We start from the raw sequence: 22,782 nt of genomic DNA on the forward strand, positions 1-22,782 counted from the left end.
GTCAAGGGCCACCGGGAACTCGAGACCCCGGCCGCACTCCGAGCCTCAGTACCTCAGGTTGTTCGCGATGCTTCCACCTGCCGAAGGTGGATGAATTTCGGGGAGCCCGATAAACACGATCTAGACGCATTCTTTTGCATTTATGATCAGCATACGCTTATCTTCTGACGTTCCATTTTTCGAACCAATCAGGAGACTCCATGCGAGCCATCAAGACTCTAGCGGCTTCCGCCCTTCTCGCCCTCGCCGGTGCCGGCACAGTTGCGCAGGCGGATGAGCCCTCCAAGCTGTTCGTCAGCGTCACCTCGGCCGACGACCACACCCAGTTCATGTCCATGGTGTTGGCCAACCAGAGCATGCGTCAGGGTCAGGAGATCCGCGTCCTGCTGTGCGGCCCCGCCGCTACGATGGCGACCGAAGATTTTGAGGGCGCCACCATGCAGCCGGCCGACCGGAACGCGCAGCAGCTGATGATGAACCTGCTCAACAACGGCGCCACCGTTGAGACCTGCGCCATCTTCCTGCCGAACACGGACTACACCGAGGCCGACCTGCTTGACGGCATCACCCCGGCCGACCCGGAAGAAGTCGGTGCCTATATGGCCGATCCGAACGTGCGCTTCTTCTCGAACTGATCGCCCGCTTTCGATGCTGACGGGGCCCTCTTCGGAGGGCCTTTTCCGTTTGGACGGCCGGATTCCATCGCAGGCGCGCCCGGGTACACTGTTTGTTGTCTGGCGGAGCCCAGGCTCCGAGCCCGTCACGCATGGGACCGGGCCGTTCCAAACGAACCCCAGGGGGCCACTTATGAGGCTTTGGTCGAAGTGGAAGAAAGGCGGGGCACTGCTGGCCGATGTCCTGCAACGCCAAGGGATCGACCCGAAGGCGGCCGCGGCACAGGAGAGCTTCAAGACGATCCTGGACGCTGCGGAGGCGGGGGCGGATGAGCGCCTCAAGCGCGAGGCGCAGGACAACGCCCTGTCGAGGGACGAACGCAACACCCGCTGGGAGGCACTGTTTTTCGAGGAGATCCGCTCCCGGGCCAAGGCCCATGCCGCGGAGGTCAAACGCCGCTGATCGCCGCGGCGGCACCGCTGAACGTGGTGCGGTCGGGATCAGTCGTTCTTGCGGAACACGCACCAGTTGAACGGCTGCTCGGTCTCGCCCGGGGTCACGTGGACCTCGCGTTGCGACTTCACCAGCGCGAAACCCGGACCGAACGCGTCCTGCAGGGTCTCCGGGGAATGCCGCTGCACCGGCAGGCCGGAACATTTTTCCGGGCCATCCAGCGCAAAGGTCCCGATTACGATATCCCCCCCTGGGCGAAGGGCATGCTGCACCTGCTGCACGTATCGGGCCCGTTGATCCGCGGCGATCAGGAAGTGAAACACCGCGCGGTCATGCCAGACATCAAGCGCTGCCTCCGGGAATGCGTGTTCCAGTACGTCCGCTTCCTGCCATGCGACCGCTGCGGCGCGCTCCCCGACCCGCTCGCGCGCCTTCTCGAGCGCCGCCCCGGACAGATCGAGCACCGTCAGGTTGCGATAGCCCTCAGCCAGCAGTTCGTCCACCAGGACCGAGGCACCGCCACCGATATCGACAATCGCGGCATCGGGGGCCGACGCCACCGCCCGAATCAGGGCCCGCGACGTCCGCGCCTCCGCCTGATACCACCCCACGGCATCGGTGGCGCGGGTCTGGTAGACGTCTTCCCAGTGCGGCTTGGTGCTCATGCGGGTTCCTGGTTACCGGAGCAAAGGCTTCTCGTACCGGAAGGTTATCAGGCGTTCGGGCCCCGTGTGCTACCCTCCGCGCCGATTCCCATGCCGCCGGGCCAGCCCTATGAAATTCTTCCGCCTGATCAGCATTGTCGAGGGCATTTCCCTCGTCACCCTGCTCTTTGTCGCCATGCCGCTACGCACCTACGCGGATATGCCACTGGCGGTGACCTACGTGGGCTGGGTGCACGGCATCCTGTTCATCGTCTATGGCGCGACGTCGTTGATCGCCAGCCACCTGAGCGGGTGGCCAGTCTGGAAATGGCTGCTGGTCCTGTTCCTTGGGGTGGTGCCCTTCGGCTTTCTCTACGTCGACCACCTGATCCGGCGCGAAATCCCCAACGCAAGCGCGGCCAGGACGGCCTGACGCTCACTCATCACGGGCCACCACCCAACCGGCTGCTGCCCCCGCTCGTCATCCCGGCCGGAGCGAAGCGCAGAGCCGGGATGACAGCCCCAGGTGTGCCTCGATGAATCGGACTGGCCACTCGTCCCTTGAATGCCTTCCCCAACACCGACGTTCGCGTGGTCTAATCGGCCCTTCATCCCCATACCAAAGCCCACCATGATCGCCGTAATCTTCGAAGTGGAACCACACGCCGAACGCAAACAGGACTACCTGGATGCGGCCGCGAGTCTGCGCGAACACCTGAAAGACGTCGACGGATTCCTCTCCATCGAGCGTTTCGAGAGCCTGAGCCAGCCGGGCAAGGTGCTGTCACTGTCTTTCTGGCGGGATGAAGCCGCCGTTCGGGAATGGCGCAACCTCGAGGAACACCGCCAGGTGCAGGCGGCCGGCCGCGGCGGCATCTTCGCCGACTACCGCCTGCGCGTGGCCGAGGTGGTCCGCGACTACGGGATGCACGAGCGCGCCCAGGCGCCTGAAGACTCGCGCACCGCCCACGGATCCTGAAACCCGCCGGCGCGCCAATCCTGGACGACTACAGGCGGTCGGGCAGGCAACTCTCAGTCGGGGTCACGTACGACGATGCGCCCCTGCATGTAGGGATGCGGGGCACAGATGTAGTCGTAGGTACCCGGCTCCGTCAGCGTGACGCTGTCGCTTTCGGCATGCTCCAGCATCGCCGTTGAAAACGACTGTGGCCCCCGCATGGCGACGGCGTTGTGAGCGCCCGAGGTCTCCCCGAGCCCATAGGTGAAGACATCCTCGTTGACCCAGGTGACTTTCGTGCCGGGGGCCACCTCAACGCTCTTCGGATAGAAGGAATTGCCTTTCATCTCGATCACGACCTCGTCCACATCCGCTCCGAAGCGAACCGGACGGTCGGCCCGCGCGGGAATCGGATTGGCCTCGACTTCGGGAATCCCGAACGGTGAAAGTATGCGGCGGGCTTCGCTGATCCGTTCCACACGTTCCTCCGACTCGTAAACGGGCCCCTCGGCCAGAATCGCGGCTGGTGTATCCGCATCCGCTCGGGCATCCAGCAGCCCAATGGCACCCCGACTGGTGGCCCCGACGCCATGATCCAGCATGGTGTAGACCCCTTCCTCCGGCGGTATACGGAACTCGATCACCCAGGAATCCGACGGCCCCGTGGTCACCGTCTGCCCACCGGGCCACAGTGCCTCGGGATGCCCCTGCCAGTACACGTAATCCCAGACGATGCCGACGATATGGAAGGTCGACAGCAGATTGGGGCCCACGTTGAGGAAGTACATGCGTACGTAGTCCCCCGGACGGACGGGGATCGGGTTCTCCACGTAGCGAAACAGCTGGCCGTTGAACGCGGTGTAACTGGCATCCCCTTCCACCGCCTCTTTGCCGCTGGCATACAGCTCGTGCTGCAACATATAGAGCTTCAGGTCCGGCTCCTGCCCCAGGTCGGCTTCCAGCTTGTAGGGTTCGTCGCGCGGCTCGACAACGATCATGCCGTACTGCCCGAACATCACGTGCATGGGGATCGCATGACCACCCGGGGCACAGTGATACATAAAGACCCCCGGTGTGGTCGCGCGGAAGGTGATCGACTTGGTCTGCCCGGGAAGGATGTGCCCGACATGCTTCGAGGTCTGCGTGTAGGCCGCGTGGATCGAGGCGCCGTGCATCACATCCCCGCTGTTGCTGATCTCCATACGCACGATGTTGCCCTCGGTCACCCGCAAGGTTGGCCCGGGCAGTTTTCCGTCGATCAGGAAGCCGTCGTAGACCACGCCCTGCCCGATCGGCACCTGCCCCTCGTCCAGGTCGATCCGGAATACATGATCCGGTTCGGCGTCCTGGGAGACGTACCCGGTCGGCCGGGTCTCGAGCCCCTCGTCACGCTCGATGATCTCGATAAAGTCGCTGTTACCAAACAGCTCGCTGAAATCCGGCCCCATCGACGCCTGGGCCACTGAGGCGAAATACCACAACAGGACCACCGCGAGCCCGGCCGCGAAATGGGCACCCAGTGGATTACGTCCGATGGCCGAAGGATATGCCGATTCTGGTCGTTTCATTGCCCCCTCCTCTGGAGCGGATCCACAACGCTCCGCTATAACCTTTATAGACCATGCATCTATTCACAGCATCGCGCCGAAAAATCACGCGCGTCGAGTGCAACGCCGCGGCACTCGCACTGACGTATCCCCCGTGCAAACTTGGGTCTCCCCCTCCACCCTTCCACAGCAACAGCCCCGGCTGTGGCCTATAGATCTAGCAACGTCATCGACTGGAGAGGGGCCATGGGCATCGTGAACGAGTTCAAGCAGTTTGTGGCGCGCGGCAACGTGGTCGACATGGCCGTGGGGGTCATCATCGGGCTGGCGTTCGGCCAGATCGTGTCATCACTGGTATCCGATGTAGTGATGCCACCCATCGGCCTGCTGATCGGCGGGGTCGACTTTGGAGAACTCGCGATCGTGCTGCGCGAGGCGGAGAACGGCGTGGCGGCGGTCACGATCAATTACGGACTGTTCATCAAGCGCGTGGTGGACTTCCTGATTATCGCCGTGGTGGTATTCGCCGCCATCAAGGGGATCGCCCGCCTGCAGCGCAAGGAAGAGGCCAAAGCGGAGGAACCCGCGGCGCCCAGCAACGAAGAGAAACTGTTGACGGAGATCCGCGACCTGTTGAAGGTGCGGCAAGGTGACTGAGGGACACGCTGAGGAACCGGTACGGCCAGACGGCGTCTCAGCAAGGGCATCGAACAGGGAGACGAGTTTGGACAACGCCATCGAAGTGGAAGGCCTGGTGCGCGACTTTGGCGGTACGCGGGCCGTGGACGGCGTGGATCTGCGGGTGCCGGCCGGCCACGTGCTGGGCCTGCTGGGGCCCAACGGCGCCGGCAAGACAACCGTAGTGCGTATGCTCGCCACTCTGCTGACGCCCACCGCCGGGGTCGCCCGTGTAGGCGGCTTCGATGTGGCTCGCGACGGCGCTCGGGTGCGCGAGATCATCGGCCTGACCGGCCAGTACGCCTCGGTGGACGAGAAGCTGACCGGACGGGAGAACCTGATCCTGATCGGCCGCCTGCTGGGCCTGAAACGCCGTGACGCCAGGGCCCGCGCTGACGAGTTGTTGCAGGATTTCGACCTGCGCGAGGCCGGTCAGCGCCCGGCCCAGACCTACTCCGGCGGGATGCGGCGCCGGCTGGATCTGGCCGCCAGCCTGGTCGGGCGCCCGCGCATCCTGTTCCTCGACGAGCCCTCCACTGGCCTCGACCCGCGGGCCCGCCGCGACCTGTGGGAGCGTGTCCGCCAACTGCAGACTGACGGCACAACCGTGCTGCTGACCACCCAGTACCTGGAGGAAGCCGACGCCTTGGCCGATGCCATCGTAGTACTGGACCACGGACGCGTGATCGCCGAAGGCACCGCCGCACAGCTGAAGGCCCGGGTCGGCGGACGCTCGCTGTTCCTGATGGTGGCCCGCGCGGAACAGGCCGCGGCGGCCGGCGAGCGGGTCGCCGCGATGGTGGGCACCCCGCCCCGTGTGGAGGGCGAAACGATCAGCGTACCGGTGTCGGACCCGGCCCTGCTGCCCGCGTTGCTGCGAGAGCTGGACGCCGCCGGCATCGAGGTCGCGGAGCTGGGGCTGCGCGGCGCCAGTCTGGATGATGTGTTCCTGTCCCTGACCGGGCGCAGCGGGGCCTGCCGCGAAGAGTCGGGCAACGCGGAGGACACGCCATGAAGGCCCTCGATCAGACCCTGGCGCTCGCCTGGCGCAGCCTGGTGCAGGTGCGGCGCAACCCCTGGGAGCTGGGCGACTACAGCATCCAGCCGATCCTGTTTCTGGTGCTGTTCCTGTTCGTATTCGGCGGGGCAATTGCCGGCTCGCCAGAGAACTACCTGGCGTTCGTGCTGCCAGGCGTGATCGTAATGAACATGCTGTTCGTCACCGTGTACGTGGGCCACGGCCTGAACACCGACCTGACCCGCGGCGTGTTCGACCGCTTTCGCGCCCTGCCCATCCCGCGCTGGGCGCCGCTGGCCGGGCGCATCCTGGCGGACGTGGTCAAGCAGCTGCTGTGCATTGCCCTGTTGCTGGTCGTCGGATTCCTGCTGGGCTTTCGGCTCGAGACTTCGTGGGCGCATCTACTGGCGATGGTGGCGCTGGTGCTGACCTTTGCCGTGGCCTTTTCCTGGGTGATGGTGCTGGTCGGCGTCATCGCACGCGACCCGGAACACGTGCAGCTGTTCGGCTTTACCGCGCTGTTCCCGGTCACCTTCGTGAGCTCGGCCTTCGTGCCGGTGGATACGATGCCACCGTGGCTGCAGGGCTTCGTGCAGGCCAACCCGGTGTCGCTGCTGGCCGACGCGGCGCGCGCACTGATGAATGCCGATGGTCCGGCCCTTGAGCCGGCACTTTGGTCGCTGGCCTGGGCACTGGGCATCGTGCTGGTGTTCGCGCCGCTGTCGGTCTACGCACTCAACCGCCGCCTAGCGCGCGGTTAGCGGCCGACAAGCGCGGTCAGAACAGTTCGATTTCCCCGGTCCTGATCGTGGGCGTCTGAATCGCGCCTTCGGCAACCAGGCGGTCGAACAAACAGACCTGGTTCTTGCCGTTTGCCTTGGCGTAGTACAGGGCCTGATCGGCTTCGTCCAGCACCACGCTGGCGGTCTTGTAGGGGCGCAACTGGGTCACGCCGATACTGGTCGTAACCCGGCCGACCCGCGGCAATGTGCAGGCGGCGACCGCGTGTTTCAGGCGTTCGAAGGCTGCGGCCGCCCTGTCGGCACCGGCAACCTCGGCCAGCACCACGAACTCCTCGCCGCCAAAGCGATAGACCAAGTCATTGTCGCGGAAACTCTGTTGCAGCAGCCGCGCGAGAAGAATCAACACCTCGTCGCCGTAGACGTGGCCGAAGCCGTCATTGACCTTCTTGAAGTCGTCGATGTCGATCACGCCCAGCCAGATCTGAGTCTCCTCGGGATCGGCCTCCTAGCGGCGGTCCTCCGCCAGGCCCGGCCGGTGGACGCTGCGCTCCAGTGTCGCAAGGTCGCGAAAATTGTCGTCGAAGGTCTTGCGGTTCAGCAGGCCGGTGAGCTCATCGGTCTGGGCGTCATCAATCAGCTTGACGAAGTTGCGATACACCGAAAGGAAACTCTTGACCAGGCGTGCATCCAGTGACGCGTCAGCGCCATCGCCATCGCCATCGAATGAAAACACCAGGCAGATACTGAACTCGTTGAGCCCGGACATCGGAAAGACCGAGACCCGGCGGCCGGACACGTCGGCCTCCGAAACCGGCTGACCGGTCGCCAACGCCTGCTCCAGCAACCCGGCGGGCACAGGCTGATCCTCGGGATCGAACGGCACCGTCATCACGGCATCGTGCTTGCGATCAAAGGTATGCAGGCTCCGGGGCTGGCCTTCTGCATCAAGCTGAATCGCCCAGATGAGGGCACTCTCGTAGATGTCGTCCAGCGTCTTGAGCAGGCTGTACTCCAGACGCCGGGCATTGCGGATCCCCGTCAGGTGGGCCAGTCCGTCAAGCAGATCACGACTGCTGGGCATTGCGTTGATCCCGTGGATTCGGTGAGGGCCGTGGGCGCCCCGGTTCGATCGTCCGGGGCGCCCACGGTGCGAAATCACTTCGCGCCAATGCCGTTTGGCAGCACGCGAGGCTGGGACACCGCCCCGCCCGCAAGGTTTCCCGCCGGAGCAACTCCCGAATCTCGCGCAGCATGGTATTCGAAAAGCACGGGGCCGAGTGGAGGGCGTCACTCGAGGCCGATAGAGGAGGGACCGATGATCAGGGAGACCGGGTCACGGATGCCCCGTGCGCCCGACGCCCCCCGGACAGGTTCGCAGCGGTTTTCCACTCCGCTGCCGGCAAAAAAGTCGTCGCCTCCCTGCGACGACAAGAACGGGCCCGTGTGAGGGCCGACGGGAACTCAGTAGACGGGGACCAGTGCGTAGCCCTGGTTCTGGTAGCCCATGACGGCGATGAACCCACTGCGGACCGGCTGGATCGCGTCCAGCACCTTGTCGTTGTCCACCCCGTAGGCGCGGGTCGCGGCGGCGCAGACCTCCATCTTCACGCCCAGCTCATCGAGGCGGTCGACAGCCTTCGCGATCTCTTCCAGGGTGTCGCCGTGGTCGATAGCGATCTCCGGCTCGGGATCCGTGGTGATGAACTTGACGGCCTCGGCGATGAAGACCATGCGCAGATCGGGCTCCACACCCTCCTTGATCAGGTTCTCGTGGTTGGTGGCGATGCCACGCAAATAGGCGAGCATCACGTTCGGGTCGGACTTGCGCATGTCGTAGACCGCTCGCATGGTCTCGATGCCCTGGGTCGCCTCGCGGTTGTCCAGGCCCTCGGCGGCGGCCGTCGAACCCAGCCCGAGCGGCAGCAGCAGGGCCACAAGCAGGATCACTATTCGGTTTCGCATGGATACTCCTCCTTTCGTGGTTTAGGTCCGGGTGTCTCGTCCCCGGACTCGGAGCCTGAATCACTCGGACTCAGTAGATGGGGATGACCGCGTAGCCCTGCGCCTGATAGCCGGTCAGGGAGACGAAGGTGTTGCGCACCGGTTCGATGCCGGGCAGCAGCTCGCCAGCGTCCACGCCGAACAGCCGCGTGGCCACGGAGCAGGATTCCATGCGCACGCCCTTCTCCCGCAAGGCGGCAATGTGCTCCTCGATCGCGTCCAGGTGATCGAACTCGGTCAGTTCGAAGCGCTCGCGGTCCTCGCTGATCATGGTCACGGCCTGGCCACGAAAGGCAAGGATCATGTCCGGCTCCACGCCTTGGTCGGTCAGGTCTTCATGCGTCTCGCGAATCACCATCAGGTACAGCGCCAGCATCTCCGGGTCCGTGTTGTTCAGGTCGAAGACGACACGACCCTGCTCGACGCCCTCCAGGGCGCGAGCGTCGGTTGGGGCATCGGCCTGGACACCCAGGGCGGTCAGGGAAAGGGCCAGCAGCAGGAACACGGAAGCAACGATCTTCATCAGGGGAATCTCCTTCGATGATTGAAAGCGGGGGTCACGGTCGATCCGCCGGAGTCATGGCGATGGCCCGCCAGGCAGCCTCCTGCGTCTCGGCCAGGTAGTGCGCCAGCGGTTGCTCCAGGACACCGTCGAGGTGCAGGTGCAGCAGGCGGATCGCGCCGCCGAACGCGGCGGTAGCGGCTACCGGAACCTCCATCGGTCGTACCTCGCCACGCTCGATGCCCTGCTCGATGCACTCGCGCATGCGCTGGAACGGCTGCGAGGAACACACCGGCGGCTCGTCCGGAAGGAACTCGCGGTGGCGCGCCTCCAGCACGAAGCGCAGGGTCTGAGGGGCCTCGATCGCGGCCTGGAACAGGAACGCGATGATCCCGTCACAGCGCGCACGGCAGTCACTCTCGCGCCCCATCACCTCGGCCAGGCCGGCGTCCATGCGTTGCAGCAGGTCGTCGTACAGCGCCTTGGCCAGCGCCTCCTTGTTGCCGAAGTGGTGATAGATCGAGCCGATGGAGACCCCGGCCTGGCGACGGATGTCATGGATGGAGGTATTGAAATAGCCATCACGACTGAACCGCTCCAGGGCAGTATCCAGCACGAGCTTGCGCAGCGCGGCACCGCGCACTGATTGCTTCGGGTTTTCCGTCATCACCACAACCGAACCGAACGTTCGTTCTAATTTAACGCGAATATCTGGTGAATGCCATATGCAAGCCGATATGGGGTGAGAAAAAGGCTTTGCGAGCTTGTCGACCGAGCCCAATGCCGCCGGTCCCGCCCAGGGATATACCACCGGACCCTGAGTCGACCCTGGGTCCGGTGGTTTCGGATGGAGATTGCTTCGCTGCGATCGCAATGACCGGGTCACCGCACCCGGATTCTGGTTCAGAAGTCCTCGAACTCCATGGTGCGGAAAACGCGGCCGGCGTTTTGACGGTGCAGCTCGCCGTAGGTGTCCAGGTGGCGGTAGGCGGACTGGTCGATGTTGTAGGCATCGTTCAGCGTGCCGCCCTCGTCGAGGATGCGCTGGACCTCCTCGCGCAGATGCACGAGGTAGTCGTGGGTGTAGAGGCGCAGCACGTCGAAGTCATTCACCGGCTCGCCGTGACCCGGGATGATGTAGTCGGCATCCAGGGCCTCCAGTTCGTGCCAGGTCTCGATCCAGCCGGCGGTATCGGTGTAATCGAAGATCGGGAGCATGCGCTGGTGAAAGGCCAGGTCGCCGGTAATGAGCGCCTTGCGCGCGGGCGCCCAGATGGCGATATCGCCCGGGGCATGGCCCGGTCCGAGGTAGCGGATCTGGATGGTCTCGCCACCCATGTCCAGGTCGAGGCGGGTGGCGAAGGTCACATCCGGCGTACCCAGCTCGGTCATGAACGCCTTGTCGCGGGTACGATTGGCCGCGCCCTCCAGGCTGGCCTGGCCGTTGGCCTCGATCTCGCGCCAGGCATCCTTGTGCGCGATCACCGTGGCGCCCTGCTCCTGCCAGTAGGTCATGCCGAGCATGGCATGGCCCTGGGCGTTCTCCAGCACCACGTATTTCACTGGCTGGTCGGTGAGCTTCCGGATCTCCTCGTGCAGTGATTTCGCCAGCAGGTAGTTGTCGCCGGCGTTCATCACCACCACGCCGTCCTCGGTAATGATGAACGACAGGTTGTTGTTGTGGCCGGAGTTCTCGTAGGTGGAGGGCTGGGTCGCGCCGATCGCCGACCACACGCCATCGGTCACCTCCTGCGGCCGGTCATAAAGGAACGAGTCGCGCGCCTTGTCGAGCACGTACAGTGGCAGGCCCGCGTCCTGCCACTCGAAGAAGCCGCCGGGGTAGTTCTGCACGTTGGTGTAGCCCATCTGCTGCAGGGTCTGCGCGGCGGCCACGCTGCGCAGGTTCTGGCCGCAATAGACGACGATCGGGGTGTCCTTGTCCGGGATCTCGCCGGGCACCTCGAACTCGATCCAGCCACGCGGGATATTGAGCGTCTCGCTGGACCGGATCTGCCCGCCGGTGTGCTCGATCTCGGTGCGGGTGCGCACGTCGATCACGACATGGTCCGGCTCGCTGGCGATCCACTCCTGCAGGCCCTCCTTGTCGATGTTGGTGATCTCGGCGTTGGCGGCCTCCAGCAGCGTGTCGCCCGTCAGTTCTTCGGCCTGCGCGGTACTACCTACCGCGGCAAGGGCCAGTCCCAGCCAGATCGCTCGCATCGTGATTCTCCTTGTGGCGTCCATCCCTCCACCATAGCCCCCTGTTCCGCCGCCGGCCAGGCCTCCGCTTGAGCCACCCCGTACAGTGTCTATATTCAGGGTAAAGGCACACGGCCCAGCAGCCGAAGGAACCCCCAATGAGCAATCACATGGCGGATGTCACCATCCACATCGACGAAAACACCGACCACGCGGCCCGCGAGCGCATCCAGGACACCCTGCGTGAACTCCCCGGCGTCATGGCCGCCTCCAGTCACGACGAACGGCCCCACCTGATGGTGGTGGAGTACGATCCGGAACGGGTCGACAGCCGCAAGCTGCTGGACACGGTAACCGCGACCGGTGTCCACGCCGAACTGATCGGCCTGTAACGTAACCTGCCGGGCGCCACGGGCTATTTGTAGCCCGTGGCGCCCGGCTGAGCGGCTCAAGAGGCATGCCGAAACGGGACAACCCGCAATCGGTCTGTCACCATATTATCCATGGGGAAATGGGCCAGTATCCAGCACGACGACACGCACTGCGCTGACGGGGGAAACCATCGCGGCGCCCGGGCCGTTCGGCCGGATACCTGGCAGGTTCTTCTGGGCATTGGCCTCCTGCTGACCGCAACCTATGTCGCCCTGCCCTATGGCCTGCTGGCCAGCAGTCTCTACGTGCTGGGCACCACAAGCGCTGCCCTCGCTGTCGGCATCGCCGCACTGCGCCGGCCGAGGCCATTCGCCGCGACCGCCTGGGGCCTGATCGCCACCGTACTGACGCTGGCGGCCATCGGCCACGGCATCTGGTACTGGCTCGATCTGCAGGGCCTGGAACCCTTCCCCTCAGCCGCGGATATCTTCTACCTGTCGGTATACCCGCTGTTCGCCATCGCGCTGTGGCAACTGGGAAGCCAGACCGCACGCGACGACGGCGCGTTTGTGGATGCCCTGATCGTGGGCATTTCGGCCGCGGTGCTCGGGTGGGCCCTGCTGATCGCACCCTACACCTACGACCCCGACCTGACCTGGCTGCAACTGCTGGTATCCACGGGCTATCCGGTCGCGGACCTGATCCTGCTGCCCCTGGTCCTGCGCCTGGTGTTCCTCCACCGAACCGGCATCACGGCCCACAGTTTCCTCCTCCTGGGGATGCTCGCCTATCTGACGGCCGACCTGCTCTACGCCCACGGCAACTCCACCGGCTGGTACACCGCGGGCGGACTGACCGATGCCTTCTGGTTGATTGCCTATTCCCTGATCGTGGCGGCGGCATGGCATCCTTCCGCGAAGACCGAACCGCGCGCACACATCTCGCACGCCGAGCTCTCCGGCCGGCGTCTGCTCGTGCTGGGCGCCGCGTCCGTCCTGGTGCCGATGGTGATCCTGTTCACGGCGGGCAGCGAGATGGAGATCATTCGCGTTGCGGCGATCGCCTCCATCCTGCTGTTCCTGCTGGTGTTGTACCGCATGGCTGGATTGCTGCGCGAGACCCAGCACCAGGCCAAGCGCCTGGAGAACCTCTCGCGTACCGACCCGCTGACCGGGGCCGGCAATCGTCGCCACCTGGAAGAACAGTTAACCCGCGAGATCGCCCGCGCCGAACGCACCCAGGGCCCGCTCAACCTCGCATTCCTGGATATTGACCACTTCAAGCGCTTCAACGATTCCCACGGCCATGCAGCCGGCGATGCCCTGCTGCAGGAAATGGTGGATGCCTGGCGTCCCATCCTGCGGCCCACGGACCTGCTGGCACGTTTTGGCGGCGAGGAATTCGTGGTGGTGTTCCCGCACATTGATGCGCAGCAGGCCCGCCGCGTGCTGGAACGCCTGCGCACCGCGATGCCCAACGGCCAGACCTGCTCGGCCGGGATCGCCAGCTTCCACCCCGGCGACACCATGGACTCGCTGCTGGGACGCGCCGACCAGGCCCTGTACGCCGCGAAGGACGGCGGACGTGACCGCATCATGATCGCCCCCGCCGAACCCATACCCGTTGCAGGCATGCCCGCGTTGTAGGGACCGGAATCCCCGACTGCGAACACAATCCTGACACCCTGCAGGAGATCCGTGGAGCAATATCAAGCTCTCGCGCGTCTATTCCCGAGCCCCTTCACCAAGGTTTCCATGACACACCGTATTCTCGTACGCCTGTTTGCCCTCGCGGCCCTGCTGATGATCCCGTTCGCCGCACTGGCGCAGGAGGCGAACGGCCCGACGGGCGCAGTCGACGCCGCCGCTTCGATCGAGGCCGGCGGGGCCGAGATCCCGGTGGAACGCTATCGCGCCGATGGCGACGCCGTGCTTTTGTGGTTCCCCTCCGAACACGGCCTGCAGGACGGCCATCGACAACAGGCGCTGGCGCTGCAGGCGGCCGGGGTCGAGACCTGGCTGGCCGATCCGTTCACCGGCCACTTCCTGCCCGAGGCGGCATCCAGCTTCGACGACATGCCCACCGCCACGGTGACGGACCTGATCGAGGCAACCCACACCGATACCGGACGACCGGTCTATGCCTTCGGGCATGACCGTGCCCTGCCCTGGCTGCTCACCGGCCTGTACCAGTGGCAACAAGCCCACCCCGAGGCGGACTACCTGGCCGGACTGCTGATGACCAGCCCCTTCCTGCATACCGGCGTGGATACCGATGAGGCCGAACTACAACCCATCGTCCGGCTGACCAATCTGCCGGTGTACATCCTGCAACCGGCCCAGTCGCCCCAGCGCCAGCATCTCGGGCGGATTCGCAGCGGGCTGACCGAGGGCGGCAGTGCAGTGGGGGCGCGCCTGCTTCCCGGGATCCGCGACCGCTTCTTCTTCCGCCCCGATGCGACCGAAGCCGAGCGACTCGCCAGCGAGACCTTCCACCGCGAAATCATCTTCGCCTTGGAACTGCTGACGCGGCTGCCTCATCAACGCACACCCGCCGTGGCCGGACCGGACACGGACCTGGCAGTACGCACCCCAAGCGGCACCGACGCACAGCTCAACGCCCTGGATGAACCCGTGGCGGCCCCGCCGCTGGAGCGGCCCGACCTGGCGGGGGATATCCATCGACTGGAGGACTATCGCGGCGAGGTGGTGCTGATCAATTTCTGGGCCAGCTGGTGCCCGCCCTGCGTGCACGAGATGCCGTCCATGCAACTGCTGGAGGACGAACTGCGCGACGAAGGCTTTCGCATCCTGGCGGTGAACCTGGGCGAGGACGAGGACACCATCCAACGCTTCATCGAGGACGAGGTGCAGACCGAGTTCACCATCCTCCTCGATCCGGAACAGGACTCCCTCGACGACTGGCGCGCGATGGCCTACCCCACCAGCTACGTCGTCGACCGCAAGGGCCGCCTGCGCTACTACCTGTTCGGCGCCATCGAATGGACCGAACCCGGCGTGATCGACCAGATCCGCGACCTGCTGGACGAAGACGCGTAGCGGTCGGGAAAGGGCGCGGCGCCGCGCGGGGCGTGCTAAAGATCCGCCAGGATGGCGCGCAGGCGCTCCTCGTAGGCCGCTTCGGTAATCAGCCCCCGGTCGTGCAAGCGATCCAGCTCTTCCAGTCGCGCCTCGACCGAACGGCCGTCGGAGTCTTCATCGCGTCCCTGATCCGCCTGTTCACCTCCGCGGATCAACTCCACGGCATTCACTTGCGCGAACAGCTCGTCCACGAGCGGCGCCAGCTTCTCTCGGGTCGGCCCGAACTTGTCCATCCGCCCGCTACCGCTGCGGGCATCGTAGGTGGCCTGCCCCGCCAGGCCCTGGGCGTCATAGACGCGAAGATCGGCGTACGAGAGGTACATTGCCAGATCCCACTTCCAGTTCGCGGTGTGTTCCAGGTAATGCGAACACCGTGCAGGGCGGGAACCGGAATAGACGTCCGTGCGGATACCTCGCTGCTCGATCAGTTCGCGCATCTCGGGCTGAAATCCAGCCATGTGGATCTCGGGGTTGTCGAGCACGCAGACCAGGCTGACATCCACCGCATCCAGTGGCTCAATCGACTGGGTGATGGAACATCCGGTGGCCACCAGCGCAATGCCGGCCACCCAAAACGTACGCATTCCTCGCAACACAAACACCTTCCTTCCTCTGGACGCAATCCTGCGCGCACCTGCCCCGCGCAAACGAGCGCGCACCCTACCAGACCTGCACGACTCCCCGAATACCGAGGCGTCCGTACATCATCGGTCACCCCCCGCCTGATGGATCGCGCGCCCCCTCGTGCAGGACCGTGCCGGGTCAGGAAATGCCCACGCGGGCAGGCGTTATTTCGCGCAAGCGCCGCAGTTCGAGACTACGTTCGACGTATGAGAGACGTAGCGGAGACTCCCCCCATGAAAGCACCCTTTAGCGCACGAAAAGTGCGATCGAGCCTGCTCGCAGCGGCGGTCCTGTTCCTGACCGCTCCGGCATTCGCGGAAACGGAGGTCGGCATCACCGCCGACATGGCCGCATTCGACGTGCGCCACGGCAACGAGACCGTGACGGTAGCCCGCGACCAGGACACCTTCGCGACCATCGACCTCGACTACGCACAGATCGCGCGGCCCTGCCCGCCATTCTGCATCCAGCCGATGAGCCTTGGCCGCGGCGTCGAGACCCTGGGCGAACTGGAGTTCATCGACTACCTCCAGCAGACCACGGAGCGCGACGACCTGGTGATCATCGATTCGCGCACCCCGCGCGAATACCGCCGCGGCACCATCCCCGGCGCCGTCAACATCCCCTGGGACCGCCTGCACTTCGCCTCCGGCGCGGACCCGGACGACGTGCGCAACGTGCTGACCGAAGACTTCGGCGCAATCTTCGACGGCGACTTCTACGACTTCAGCCGGGCGAAGACCCTGGTGCTGTTCTGCAACGGCCCCTGGTGCGGCCAGTCACCCACCAACATCCGCACCCTGACCAACCTCGGCTACCCGGCCGAGCGCATCAAGTGGTACCGCGGCGGCATGCAGATGTGGCACGCCTTCGGCCTGACCACGGTCGAGGGCGAGACCAGCGACTAGCCCGCTTGGCGTCCATCTCGTCATTGCGAGCGCTGCGAAGCAATCCGGCGTGTAGGTAACCCCGCGGGCGGCAAGGCCAACCAATAACGGGCGTACAAAGAAACCACCGCCAGTCAGCCGTAGCGGCGCTCCCCATTCGGGTCCGCCGGCGGATCAGAGTCACTGGATTCGTCGGAATCGCCTGCGAGCTCCGATGGAGCTCGCGGAACCATGGTCTGGACATCGACGATCCGTGCGGTCTCATCAAAATGAACCGTCACAATGCGAGCCGTTGCGATAATCTCGGCCTCGTCACGATCGATGCCGAAATGCCGGGCCAACTCCTCGGTCCCGACCGGTTCCGGTGCGCGCCGACGTTCCTTGTTGTGAAAGCGGAACCAGTTGTAACCGGCCCACCCTATGAAGATCGCGCCCGCCGAGACAATCGCGATGGCGTACGTTTGAATTGCCCGCAACGTGCCCATGGGGTCATCCAGGATGTAGCGCTCGAACAACTCCACGCCCAGCGCCCACCCGACCAATGCGATCAGGGGTGTGAACAGGTAGATCCAGATGCCCCATCCAACAAGACTGACCAACTGACTGATATAGCGCTTTCTACTCGGCTCCAGATCCGAGCGGTCGATCATTTTGGGAACACGCGGTCGCAAGTGCTTCATGGGCTCATTCTTCCGGGGGCCGCAGCCCGCGATCCGGGCTGATCCATCGAGCACGCTCTCCGGAACGCTTGAGAAGGGCGCGCGGGACCGCCACGACCGTGGTGACCATGGACAACAGCCAGAACGCCAGTGGATACCAGATCACCCAGAAATAATTGCGGAAAAACCGGCCATCGACCTCGTAGCGACGATCAATCATCAAACTGACGAGGAACTGCATCAGCGCGGTCAGTCCGAGAATTACGCCCGCCCATTGCGGCAGCAGCCCCGGCTGGATCCAGCCTTCCGGAAGCTCGATCACCAGACCCAGAAAGGCCACAAGGATGATGACAAACATGACGTAGGCCCAGACGATACTGACCCCATACTCGAGGGCCACGCCCCATAGCCGCCGCTTGGGCCAATGGAACAGACTGGCGCCGTGGCGGAGCACCGTCTCCACCCCCCCTTGAGCCCAGCGCAGGCGCTGACGCCAAAGTCCTGCCAGAGTCTCCGGCATGTAGATGTAAGACAGCGCATTGGGCTCGTATCGTATGTCCCAGTGGTCGAGCTGGAGCCGCCAGGAGATATCGATGTCCTCGGTGACCATGTCGCTGCTCCAGTACCCGACCCGATCGAGGGCCGTGCGACGAAAACCCGCGATCACGCCCGAGACGGTGAATATGCGCCCGTAGACTCGCTGGGCGCGCTTGATCAGACCGATAGTGGCCGAGAACTCCCCAACCTGAAGCTTGCCCAGCAGGCTGCTGCGATTGACGATGCGCGGGTTACCGGTAACGGCGCCCACTCGGGGACCCGAAGTCAGGTGGAACATCATCCAGGCCACGGCGTTCGGATGCAGCAACGCGTCGCCGTCGATGCAGATCAGAAAGTCGTTCTGCGCCGCCAGTGCCCCGGTCCGCAGGGCAACGGCCTTGCCCTGATTGCTGGCCAGGTGCACCACGCGCAGACGGGGATACTCGTGAGTCAATTGTTCGAGAATCTCGGGGCTTGCATCGCTGCTGCCATCGTTGACGGCGATGATCTCGAAGTCGTGGTACTCGCTCGCATGGGCGTAATGGATCGTGTCGCGAATCACCTCTGCCTCGTTGAAGCAAGGAATGATGATGCTGCACGCAGCCAGACTGCCACTGTCGGGCGGATGATCGGGATCGGCCCCCTTGCGGCGCTCCCAGCGGAGGTAATACCAGACGCCCCCAATGATCCAGACCCAGGCCATGATTAGCGGGTAGAAGAAGGCAAAATTGGTCAGGGCGTTGAAGGTCATGCCGACTCCCTATCGCGGATGAGGGAAGGCATTCAGAGACATGCCCTCGAACGTGGGGCCGAATTCCGGCTGATCCCGCAGGAAGTCGTCCGGGTAGTACCCGAAGTTCAGCACCCCGCGCCGCACAAGCTGCTCCATCCAGTCGCGCAAGAGCGTCGCTTCCAGCCAGCGGCCTTCGCCTCGCCAGTCACGCGCCTGCAACTCGAATACAACGTCCTCGAAGCCCCCGATCTGCTCGTCCACCGCATCCGCGAGTCGGGCCAGCCAGACATCCGGCGGAAGCTCGGTCCCGTCCAGCCAGGGCATGGCCATGATGGCGACCTCGTCGTATGCCTCGACCGCAGCGGGCAGCGCCTGGGCGAACCGCTCCTCGGCTTCCGGTTCGAGAATCACCCGCGCATACAGGTTGCGCGCGGTGCGAAATTCGAGAGACAGATTGGTGAAATAGCGCAGCCGGCCGATCACCTCTTCCCCGAAATCGATCAGGGCCTGGGTCTTCTCCTCCGGCCGCAGAGTGCAATCCGAGAGCGGGCGGTCCGTTCCGGGCCAGCGCGCTCCGTCCTGACAGGCCGCCAGGTCCTCGTCGGCTGCCAGGTAGGCGTCGTCGTGGATCAACACCCCGGCAATACCGCTTGCCGCCATCCCGAGGTCCTCGTAGATCTCGCCGACAATCTCCAGGGACTGAGGAAGAAACGGACTCAGGCGGCGATAGTCACGATCCGCCGGCACGGGGGCACCTTCGGGCCCGGGCCGCTGCACCGACAGTTCGGCATGGAGGTCCTGATCGGGCAGATCAAAGGAGAGCAGTGGCATCCAGGCATACACGCGCACGCCGGCCCGCGTCCGCAGCTGCCAGGCGACGCGATTGAACAGGTCGGCACGCACGGGCAGGTGCCGATTCGGAAAGTACAACGCATCCGCGTTGCCATCACCGTTCGGGTCGGCAAAGGCTTGCAGGTAGACCGTGCGGACCTGCATCCGTTGGATGCGGTCCAGGAGTACACCGAGATTGCGATTGGTCTGCTCCGGATCGGGATCGTAGACGTAGTCAAGATCCACATGGACCACCCGCTGTGGCTGCGGCGATGTCGCACGTGTCGCGGATTCGGGACGCGCGCTCTGCGCAATCTGTACCGGCCGCGGATCTCCACTGATCAGCAAGCGGTTGACCCGCGCTTGTTCCGGGTGGTTGACCGGGTCCGCGCCTAGCGAGATCGACCAGGGCATCCCGGCCTCCGTCGCCAGTGCGTCCACCTCCGCACTGTGAGCGCCGTAGGGCCAGACGATGGCGCGCGGCGCAACACCTACCATCGCCTCCAGCGAGGCATTGCTGGCCCGCATGTCATCGAGGATCCGCTGACGGAATGTGTCGTGGTCCTCGTAACGGCCGATTTCCGGGTCATAACGACGCGTAATGGCCGCTGGCTGCTCGTTCCCCTGCGGGTTGGCCAGGATGCCGCGATGCAGGTCGTGACTGTGACTGGCGAATTCCACCAGCCCCGATGCCTGCATCTCGCGCAACTCGGACAGCGCCAGAAAGCCCTCGGCTCCGAGCGGCGCTTCGTTGTACGTGACGGTCCCGGGCGGGGGCTGATCCGCTGCCGGCTCGGGGCTCGCGACATCCGCGAATGTCTCGGGGTTGTAGGTGACATCCTCGCCCGCCCAGACGGTCTCCAACCAACCGGTCTGCAGCGCGACCAGCGCCGGATACTCATAGGCCTGCAACAACGGGAACACGTGGCTGTAGACACTGGCCAGACCATCATCGAAGGTCAGCAGCACCGCATTGGCCGGCAGCGGCTCCCTTCCCTCGCGGGCATCAACGATCTGCTGCAACGAAACCGGCCGCCACCCCTGCCGCTCCATCCAGTCAAACCATTCCACCAGCCGCTGCGTGCTGACGGCGTACGGGTCCGCATCCCTCCCCGGCTGCACGTCGTCGCGTACATCGTGATAGGAAAGCGCGAGGAAGTGCCCATCCGGGATGGTGAAGGCGTCCTGCGCATGCACTAGGCCATGCGATACCCCCGCAAGCATCAGCAGGATGATCATAAGACGACGCATCAGAAGGTCCCTCGCAGGCGCACAAGCCCGAACAGCCGGTCTTCCCGGTCACCATCGTAGGTGGTGGAACCCCAGCCGAGGCCGTAGTCGACGGACCAGCGACGATCCAGATCCCAGCGATGCTCGTAGCGCAGCGCCACCGTCGGGTCACTGCCAAACCCGGACTGGTAGCCCGTACCGACCGCGGCGTGAAAATGTTGCGTAAAGGCCCGGTCGTAGTCACGCCAGGTAATCCAGTCGTGGTCCACCCGAACGGAGGTGCTGGCCGACTGCTCCGGGTTGAAATAGGGTCCGCCCGGCTGGCTGTTGTTCTGGAAAAAGAAATCGGCGCCCACATCGGTCGTGTGGTGGGCACTGGCATACACTCGTCGTGTGACGCCCCCGCCCAGCGAGCTCCGGCGATTGCCGTCATCAATCGACAACAGGCCCACGTTGGCATACGCCGAAAGGGATTCGTGGGCCCGCCAGTCCACGGAAGCCGAGGCCGACCAGCCTTTCAGACCCGCATCGATCGCCCGCAAGGGCGTCTCCATCGAGTAGCTGTCCGCTTCGACGCCGATCCGCCAGTGGTCACCGAGCCACCGCGACCACCCGGCCGCGATCCCGGGATTGGCATCCCCCTTGAGATCACGATCGAAGCGCAACCAGGCCTGCTGGCGCCGCGCGTCCCACTCGATGCCCGCACCAATGCGGTCATAGCGTCCATCGATATCGCCGAATGACGCCGTGGTGTAGCGATGTTCCAGAAAGGCCCGAAGTGGATGATCGGACCAGGGCGAATTCAGTCGGGTACGCCATTCCCGGTCGCGATCACCGCTTACCAGCCCTTCGCCACCCGATGTCCGGCCAAAAACGACCTCGCTCTCGATGGAGGGGCGGCCACGGTCTTCCAGCTCTTCGGACAGGCGCTGAACATCCGTACTGCGGGGATAATCGGCCCGCAGGGACTCGACTTCCTGGACCCAGGTGTCGTGCTCGCCCAGGTCGCGCGCATTCTCCGCCCGATTGAGTCGCGTATCCCGTGCATCGGGCGCCCAGCGCTCTGCCACTTCGGTGATGTCCCGCGAGCGCACCGGCCAGCCGCGCCAGCGAGCCATGCGCGCCTGGGTGTTCCGCAGACCGGCGTGGGCCGGAGCCTGGCGGACCAGTTCTCCACTGCGTTCCCAGGCTCGATCGAGATCCTGGCGATAGGCCGCGTCATACACCCGAAGCTGATCGACGTCGACCCGCTCCCAGTTGGGGATCGGATCACGATCCGGATCGATATCCAGCCAGACCGGCGTGTGGCGCTGGGCGCGCTCAAGCAGATCCGCCGCCGCGGAATATTCCTCGAGCGCGATGTGCGTGTAATAGAGGTCCAGCAGCAACGAGACCTCCGGCGGCTCGTCCTCCGGAACCAGGGACTCGTACAGGGGCAGGGCCGTTTCGGGCTGCTCTTCAGCCAGGTAGGCATCGGCCGCCGCTCGACGCACATAGGCCGGGGCGATTGTGCGCTCCGGTAGTGCCTCGAACGCCGCAACCGTCTCCGGCATTCGCTCGAGTTCCCGCAACAAGGCGATTCGATCGAAACGGACCCGCAAATGCTGCGGATGCGCCTCCGGGATGCGCGAAAGAAATTCGTCCGCGCTGGCCAGGACCCGATTCAGCTCCCGGTCCCGCTCTTCGTGGCGGCCTTCGGCCTCCAGCTCGGAGCGGATATCCAGTGCCTGCCGGATATCCGCCGCGATCGCATCCGCCTCGGCCTGATAGCGAACATCGACCTCGAACAGGTCCGGGCGTTCCTGCATCGCGGCAAACGCCCGGTTGCTGGCCCCAAGCGTCCACAAGGCCAGTGTCTGCTCCTGAAAAGCCAGAGGATGCTGCGGATCGCGGGCGCGCGCACGATTGGCCATTGCCAGGGCCTGACGCGGTGTATCCGACTGGCGCAAGCCATACGCTATCAGAGCCAGCTCCTGAACCGATTCGGGCAAGGGGTCGATTTCCGCAAGGGCCTGGCGCGCCGTTGCTGCATCACCTGCCTCGGCGCTGGCCACGGCGAAAAGGATCTGCGCGGAACTACCCAGCCTTTTCCTAGAGTCGCGCAGGATAGCCGCCGCTGCCGCAAATTCGCCTTCGTCACGCAGGGCGAAGGCCCAGCTCATGTGGGCATAGTCCGGGACGGACTCGGGATCGAGGTCCTGGGTTCGAGAGACGATCGCCGCGTTATCCCCGACCAGACGCAACACAACAATCAGGTCCGCTTGCAGGCGGGGCTGATTCGGGGAGCGGGCCTCCAGCGCACGCAAGCGCTCGGCGGCCTCGAACACCCGTCCTTCCTGGGCAAGTGCAACGGCCTGTTCGCGCTCCTGGTCCAGAGTTGCAGCGTAGCCGGGGACCGACAGGATCCATGGCAGCACAACGCCGCAAGTGACCCGTGCCCACTTCCCGAC

The 22,782-nt window shown here is 64.8% G+C and carries 22 protein-coding genes and 1 pseudogene; 11 read left to right on the top strand and 12 right to left on the bottom strand.

Annotated elements, in window-relative coordinates; all coding sequences use genetic code 11:
- The first annotated feature begins 200 nt into the window (after positions 1-200).
- Both F622_RS0105025 and F622_RS0105030 read left to right on the top strand, forming a co-directional pair.
- Positions 201-635, top strand: a complete 435-nt coding sequence (locus tag F622_RS0105025) for a DsrE family protein (RefSeq protein ID WP_018176434.1) — start codon at positions 201-203, stop codon at positions 633-635.
- A gap of 172 nt (positions 636-807) precedes the next feature.
- Positions 808-1,077, top strand: coding sequence for a hypothetical protein (locus F622_RS0105030; RefSeq protein ID WP_018176435.1), 270 nt, complete (start codon positions 808-810; stop codon positions 1,075-1,077).
- Between the two features lie 38 nt (positions 1,078-1,115).
- Here the strand turns inward: F622_RS0105030 and F622_RS0105035 are convergent, their stop codons facing one another.
- The gene (locus F622_RS0105035; RefSeq protein WP_018176436.1) at positions 1,116-1,733 is read right to left on the bottom strand and encodes a class I SAM-dependent methyltransferase; all 618 of its coding nucleotides are present in this window, start codon (positions 1,731-1,733) and stop codon (positions 1,116-1,118) included.
- A gap of 109 nt (positions 1,734-1,842) precedes the next feature.
- Between F622_RS0105035 and F622_RS0105040 the strand changes: the two genes are divergently transcribed.
- Positions 1,843-2,145 carry a DUF3817 domain-containing protein gene (locus F622_RS0105040; RefSeq protein WP_018176437.1) on the top strand — a complete coding sequence of 101 codons (303 nt, stop codon included), beginning with the start codon at positions 1,843-1,845 and terminating at the stop codon, positions 2,143-2,145.
- 198 nt (positions 2,146-2,343) lie between these two features.
- Complete coding sequence (locus F622_RS0105045; protein WP_018169335.1) at positions 2,344-2,691, top strand: antibiotic biosynthesis monooxygenase; 348 nt, start codon at positions 2,344-2,346, stop codon at positions 2,689-2,691.
- A 53-nt stretch (positions 2,692-2,744) separates the two neighbouring features.
- Here the strand turns inward: F622_RS0105045 and F622_RS0105050 are convergent, their stop codons facing one another.
- Complete coding sequence (locus tag F622_RS0105050) at positions 2,745-4,238, bottom strand: plastocyanin/azurin family copper-binding protein (RefSeq protein WP_018176438.1); 1,494 nt, start codon at positions 4,236-4,238, stop codon at positions 2,745-2,747.
- 225 nt (positions 4,239-4,463) lie between these two features.
- Between F622_RS0105050 and mscL the strand changes: the two genes are divergently transcribed.
- From mscL to F622_RS0105065, 3 genes are all read left to right on the top strand, one after another.
- Entirely contained in the window at positions 4,464-4,874 is a 411-nt protein-coding gene (mscL, locus tag F622_RS0105055; RefSeq protein WP_018169333.1) for a large-conductance mechanosensitive channel protein MscL, read from the top strand.
- A 67-nt stretch (positions 4,875-4,941) separates the two neighbouring features.
- Positions 4,942-5,910 (top strand): daunorubicin resistance protein DrrA family ABC transporter ATP-binding protein, encoded by a 969-nt coding sequence (locus tag F622_RS0105060; protein ID WP_018169332.1) that lies wholly within the window; start codon positions 4,942-4,944, stop codon positions 5,908-5,910.
- Positions 5,907-6,674, top strand: coding sequence for an ABC transporter permease (locus F622_RS0105065; RefSeq protein WP_018146186.1), 768 nt, complete (start codon positions 5,907-5,909; stop codon positions 6,672-6,674). Before F622_RS0105060 ends, F622_RS0105065 begins: the two co-directional genes overlap by 4 nt.
- Positions 6,675-6,690: 16 nt before the next feature.
- Here the strand turns inward: F622_RS0105065 and F622_RS13370 are convergent.
- From F622_RS13370 to F622_RS0105090, 5 genes and pseudogenes are all read right to left on the bottom strand, one after another.
- A pseudogene (locus tag F622_RS13370) lies at positions 6,691-7,737 on the bottom strand (diguanylate cyclase).
- 380 nt (positions 7,738-8,117) lie between these two features.
- Complete coding sequence (locus F622_RS0105075) at positions 8,118-8,618, bottom strand: DsrE family protein (RefSeq protein WP_026304795.1); 501 nt, start codon at positions 8,616-8,618, stop codon at positions 8,118-8,120.
- 70 nt (positions 8,619-8,688) lie between these two features.
- Positions 8,689-9,180: a DsrE family protein gene (locus F622_RS0105080; protein WP_018176442.1), complete on the bottom strand. Its 492-nt coding sequence runs from the start codon at positions 9,178-9,180 to the stop codon at positions 8,689-8,691.
- A 34-nt stretch (positions 9,181-9,214) separates the two neighbouring features.
- On the bottom strand, positions 9,215-9,826 hold the full coding sequence (locus tag F622_RS0105085) for a TetR/AcrR family transcriptional regulator (RefSeq protein ID WP_018176443.1): 612 nt from the start codon (positions 9,824-9,826) through the stop codon (positions 9,215-9,217).
- Between the two features lie 236 nt (positions 9,827-10,062).
- Positions 10,063-11,379 carry a rhodanese-like domain-containing protein gene (locus F622_RS0105090; RefSeq protein ID WP_018167868.1) on the bottom strand — a complete coding sequence of 439 codons (1,317 nt, stop codon included), beginning with the start codon at positions 11,377-11,379 and terminating at the stop codon, positions 10,063-10,065.
- Between the two features lie 137 nt (positions 11,380-11,516).
- Here F622_RS0105090 and F622_RS0105095 point away from each other — a divergent pair, with 137 nt between their 5' ends.
- The 3 genes from F622_RS0105095 (at position 11,517) to F622_RS0105105 (ending at position 14,789) form a co-directional block, all read left to right on the top strand.
- Positions 11,517-11,750 (top strand): hypothetical protein, encoded by a 234-nt coding sequence (locus F622_RS0105095; protein ID WP_018146192.1) that lies wholly within the window; start codon positions 11,517-11,519, stop codon positions 11,748-11,750.
- Between the two features lie 111 nt (positions 11,751-11,861).
- The gene (locus F622_RS0105100; protein ID WP_018167869.1) at positions 11,862-13,376 is read left to right on the top strand and encodes a GGDEF domain-containing protein; all 1,515 of its coding nucleotides are present in this window, start codon (positions 11,862-11,864) and stop codon (positions 13,374-13,376) included.
- Positions 13,377-13,484: 108 nt separating this feature from the next.
- Positions 13,485-14,789, top strand: coding sequence for a TlpA disulfide reductase family protein (locus F622_RS0105105; RefSeq protein ID WP_018167870.1), 1,305 nt, complete (start codon positions 13,485-13,487; stop codon positions 14,787-14,789).
- A gap of 35 nt (positions 14,790-14,824) precedes the next feature.
- On the opposite strand, the gene F622_RS0105110 is transcribed toward F622_RS0105105, so the two are convergent.
- Positions 14,825-15,415: an Sbal_3080 family lipoprotein gene (locus tag F622_RS0105110; RefSeq protein WP_018167871.1), complete on the bottom strand. Its 591-nt coding sequence runs from the start codon at positions 15,413-15,415 to the stop codon at positions 14,825-14,827.
- Positions 15,416-15,688: 273 nt separating this feature from the next.
- Between F622_RS0105110 and F622_RS0105115 the strand changes: the two genes are divergently transcribed.
- Entirely contained in the window at positions 15,689-16,363 is a 675-nt protein-coding gene (locus F622_RS0105115; RefSeq protein WP_026304796.1) for a rhodanese-like domain-containing protein, read from the top strand.
- Positions 16,364-16,476: 113 nt separating this feature from the next.
- On the opposite strand, the gene pgaD is transcribed toward F622_RS0105115, so the two are convergent.
- From pgaD to pgaA, 4 genes are read right to left on the bottom strand one after another with little or no spacing between them, the layout of a single operon-like run.
- Entirely contained in the window at positions 16,477-16,992 is a 516-nt protein-coding gene (gene pgaD, locus F622_RS0105120) for a poly-beta-1,6-N-acetyl-D-glucosamine biosynthesis protein PgaD (protein ID WP_018167873.1), read from the bottom strand.
- A gap of 34 nt (positions 16,993-17,026) precedes the next feature.
- A complete protein-coding gene (gene pgaC, locus F622_RS0105125; protein ID WP_018167874.1) occupies positions 17,027-18,289 on the bottom strand; it encodes a poly-beta-1,6-N-acetyl-D-glucosamine synthase in 1,263 nt (420 codons plus the stop codon).
- A 9-nt stretch (positions 18,290-18,298) separates the two neighbouring features.
- Entirely contained in the window at positions 18,299-20,353 is a 2,055-nt protein-coding gene (gene pgaB / locus F622_RS0105130; RefSeq protein WP_018650393.1) for a poly-beta-1,6-N-acetyl-D-glucosamine N-deacetylase PgaB, read from the bottom strand.
- A complete protein-coding gene (pgaA, locus tag F622_RS0105135) occupies positions 20,353-22,749 on the bottom strand; it encodes a poly-beta-1,6 N-acetyl-D-glucosamine export porin PgaA (protein ID WP_018176446.1) in 2,397 nt (798 codons plus the stop codon). Before pgaA ends, pgaB begins: the two co-directional genes overlap by 1 nt.
- Positions 22,750-22,782: the final 33 nt, after the last annotated feature.

Source organism: Thioalkalivibrio sp. ALMg3, from assembly GCF_000381225.1.
In the GTDB taxonomy this organism is placed as follows: Bacteria; Pseudomonadota; Gammaproteobacteria; order Ectothiorhodospirales; family Ectothiorhodospiraceae; genus Thioalkalivibrio; species Thioalkalivibrio versutus.

Excerpts from the sequence above, each read along its gene's own strand:
- pgaB (WP_018650393.1), bottom strand. The coding sequence starts at position 20,353 with ATGCGTCGTCTTATGATCATCCTGCTGATGCTTGCGGGGGTATCGCAT.
- F622_RS0105050 (WP_018176438.1), bottom strand. The coding sequence starts at position 4,238 with ATGAAACGACCAGAATCGGCATATCCTTCGGCCATCGGACGTAATCCA.
- F622_RS0105095 (WP_018146192.1), top strand. The coding sequence starts at position 11,517 with ATGAGCAATCACATGGCGGATGTCACCATCCACATCGACGAAAACACC.
- F622_RS0105100 (WP_018167869.1), top strand. The coding sequence starts at position 11,862 with ATGGGGAAATGGGCCAGTATCCAGCACGACGACACGCACTGCGCTGAC.
- F622_RS0105045 (WP_018169335.1), top strand. The coding sequence starts at position 2,344 with ATGATCGCCGTAATCTTCGAAGTGGAACCACACGCCGAACGCAAACAG.
- mscL (WP_018169333.1), top strand. The coding sequence starts at position 4,464 with ATGGGCATCGTGAACGAGTTCAAGCAGTTTGTGGCGCGCGGCAACGTG.
- F622_RS0105115 (WP_026304796.1), top strand. The coding sequence starts at position 15,689 with ATGAAAGCACCCTTTAGCGCACGAAAAGTGCGATCGAGCCTGCTCGCA.
- F622_RS0105025 (WP_018176434.1), top strand. The coding sequence starts at position 201 with ATGCGAGCCATCAAGACTCTAGCGGCTTCCGCCCTTCTCGCCCTCGCC.
- F622_RS0105035 (WP_018176436.1), bottom strand. The coding sequence starts at position 1,733 with ATGAGCACCAAGCCGCACTGGGAAGACGTCTACCAGACCCGCGCCACC.
- F622_RS0105065 (WP_018146186.1), top strand. The coding sequence starts at position 5,907 with ATGAAGGCCCTCGATCAGACCCTGGCGCTCGCCTGGCGCAGCCTGGTG.
- pgaD (WP_018167873.1), bottom strand. The coding sequence starts at position 16,992 with ATGATCGACCGCTCGGATCTGGAGCCGAGTAGAAAGCGCTATATCAGT.
- F622_RS0105075 (WP_026304795.1), bottom strand. The coding sequence starts at position 8,618 with ATGCGAAACCGAATAGTGATCCTGCTTGTGGCCCTGCTGCTGCCGCTC.
- F622_RS0105105 (WP_018167870.1), top strand. The coding sequence starts at position 13,485 with ATGACACACCGTATTCTCGTACGCCTGTTTGCCCTCGCGGCCCTGCTG.
- F622_RS0105080 (WP_018176442.1), bottom strand. The coding sequence starts at position 9,180 with ATGAAGATCGTTGCTTCCGTGTTCCTGCTGCTGGCCCTTTCCCTGACC.
- F622_RS0105030 (WP_018176435.1), top strand. The coding sequence starts at position 808 with ATGAGGCTTTGGTCGAAGTGGAAGAAAGGCGGGGCACTGCTGGCCGAT.
- F622_RS0105040 (WP_018176437.1), top strand. The coding sequence starts at position 1,843 with ATGAAATTCTTCCGCCTGATCAGCATTGTCGAGGGCATTTCCCTCGTC.
- F622_RS0105110 (WP_018167871.1), bottom strand. The coding sequence starts at position 15,415 with ATGCGTACGTTTTGGGTGGCCGGCATTGCGCTGGTGGCCACCGGATGT.
- pgaC (WP_018167874.1), bottom strand. The coding sequence starts at position 18,289 with ATGACCTTCAACGCCCTGACCAATTTTGCCTTCTTCTACCCGCTAATC.
- F622_RS0105085 (WP_018176443.1), bottom strand. The coding sequence starts at position 9,826 with ATGACGGAAAACCCGAAGCAATCAGTGCGCGGTGCCGCGCTGCGCAAG.
- F622_RS0105090 (WP_018167868.1), bottom strand. The coding sequence starts at position 11,379 with ATGCGAGCGATCTGGCTGGGACTGGCCCTTGCCGCGGTAGGTAGTACC.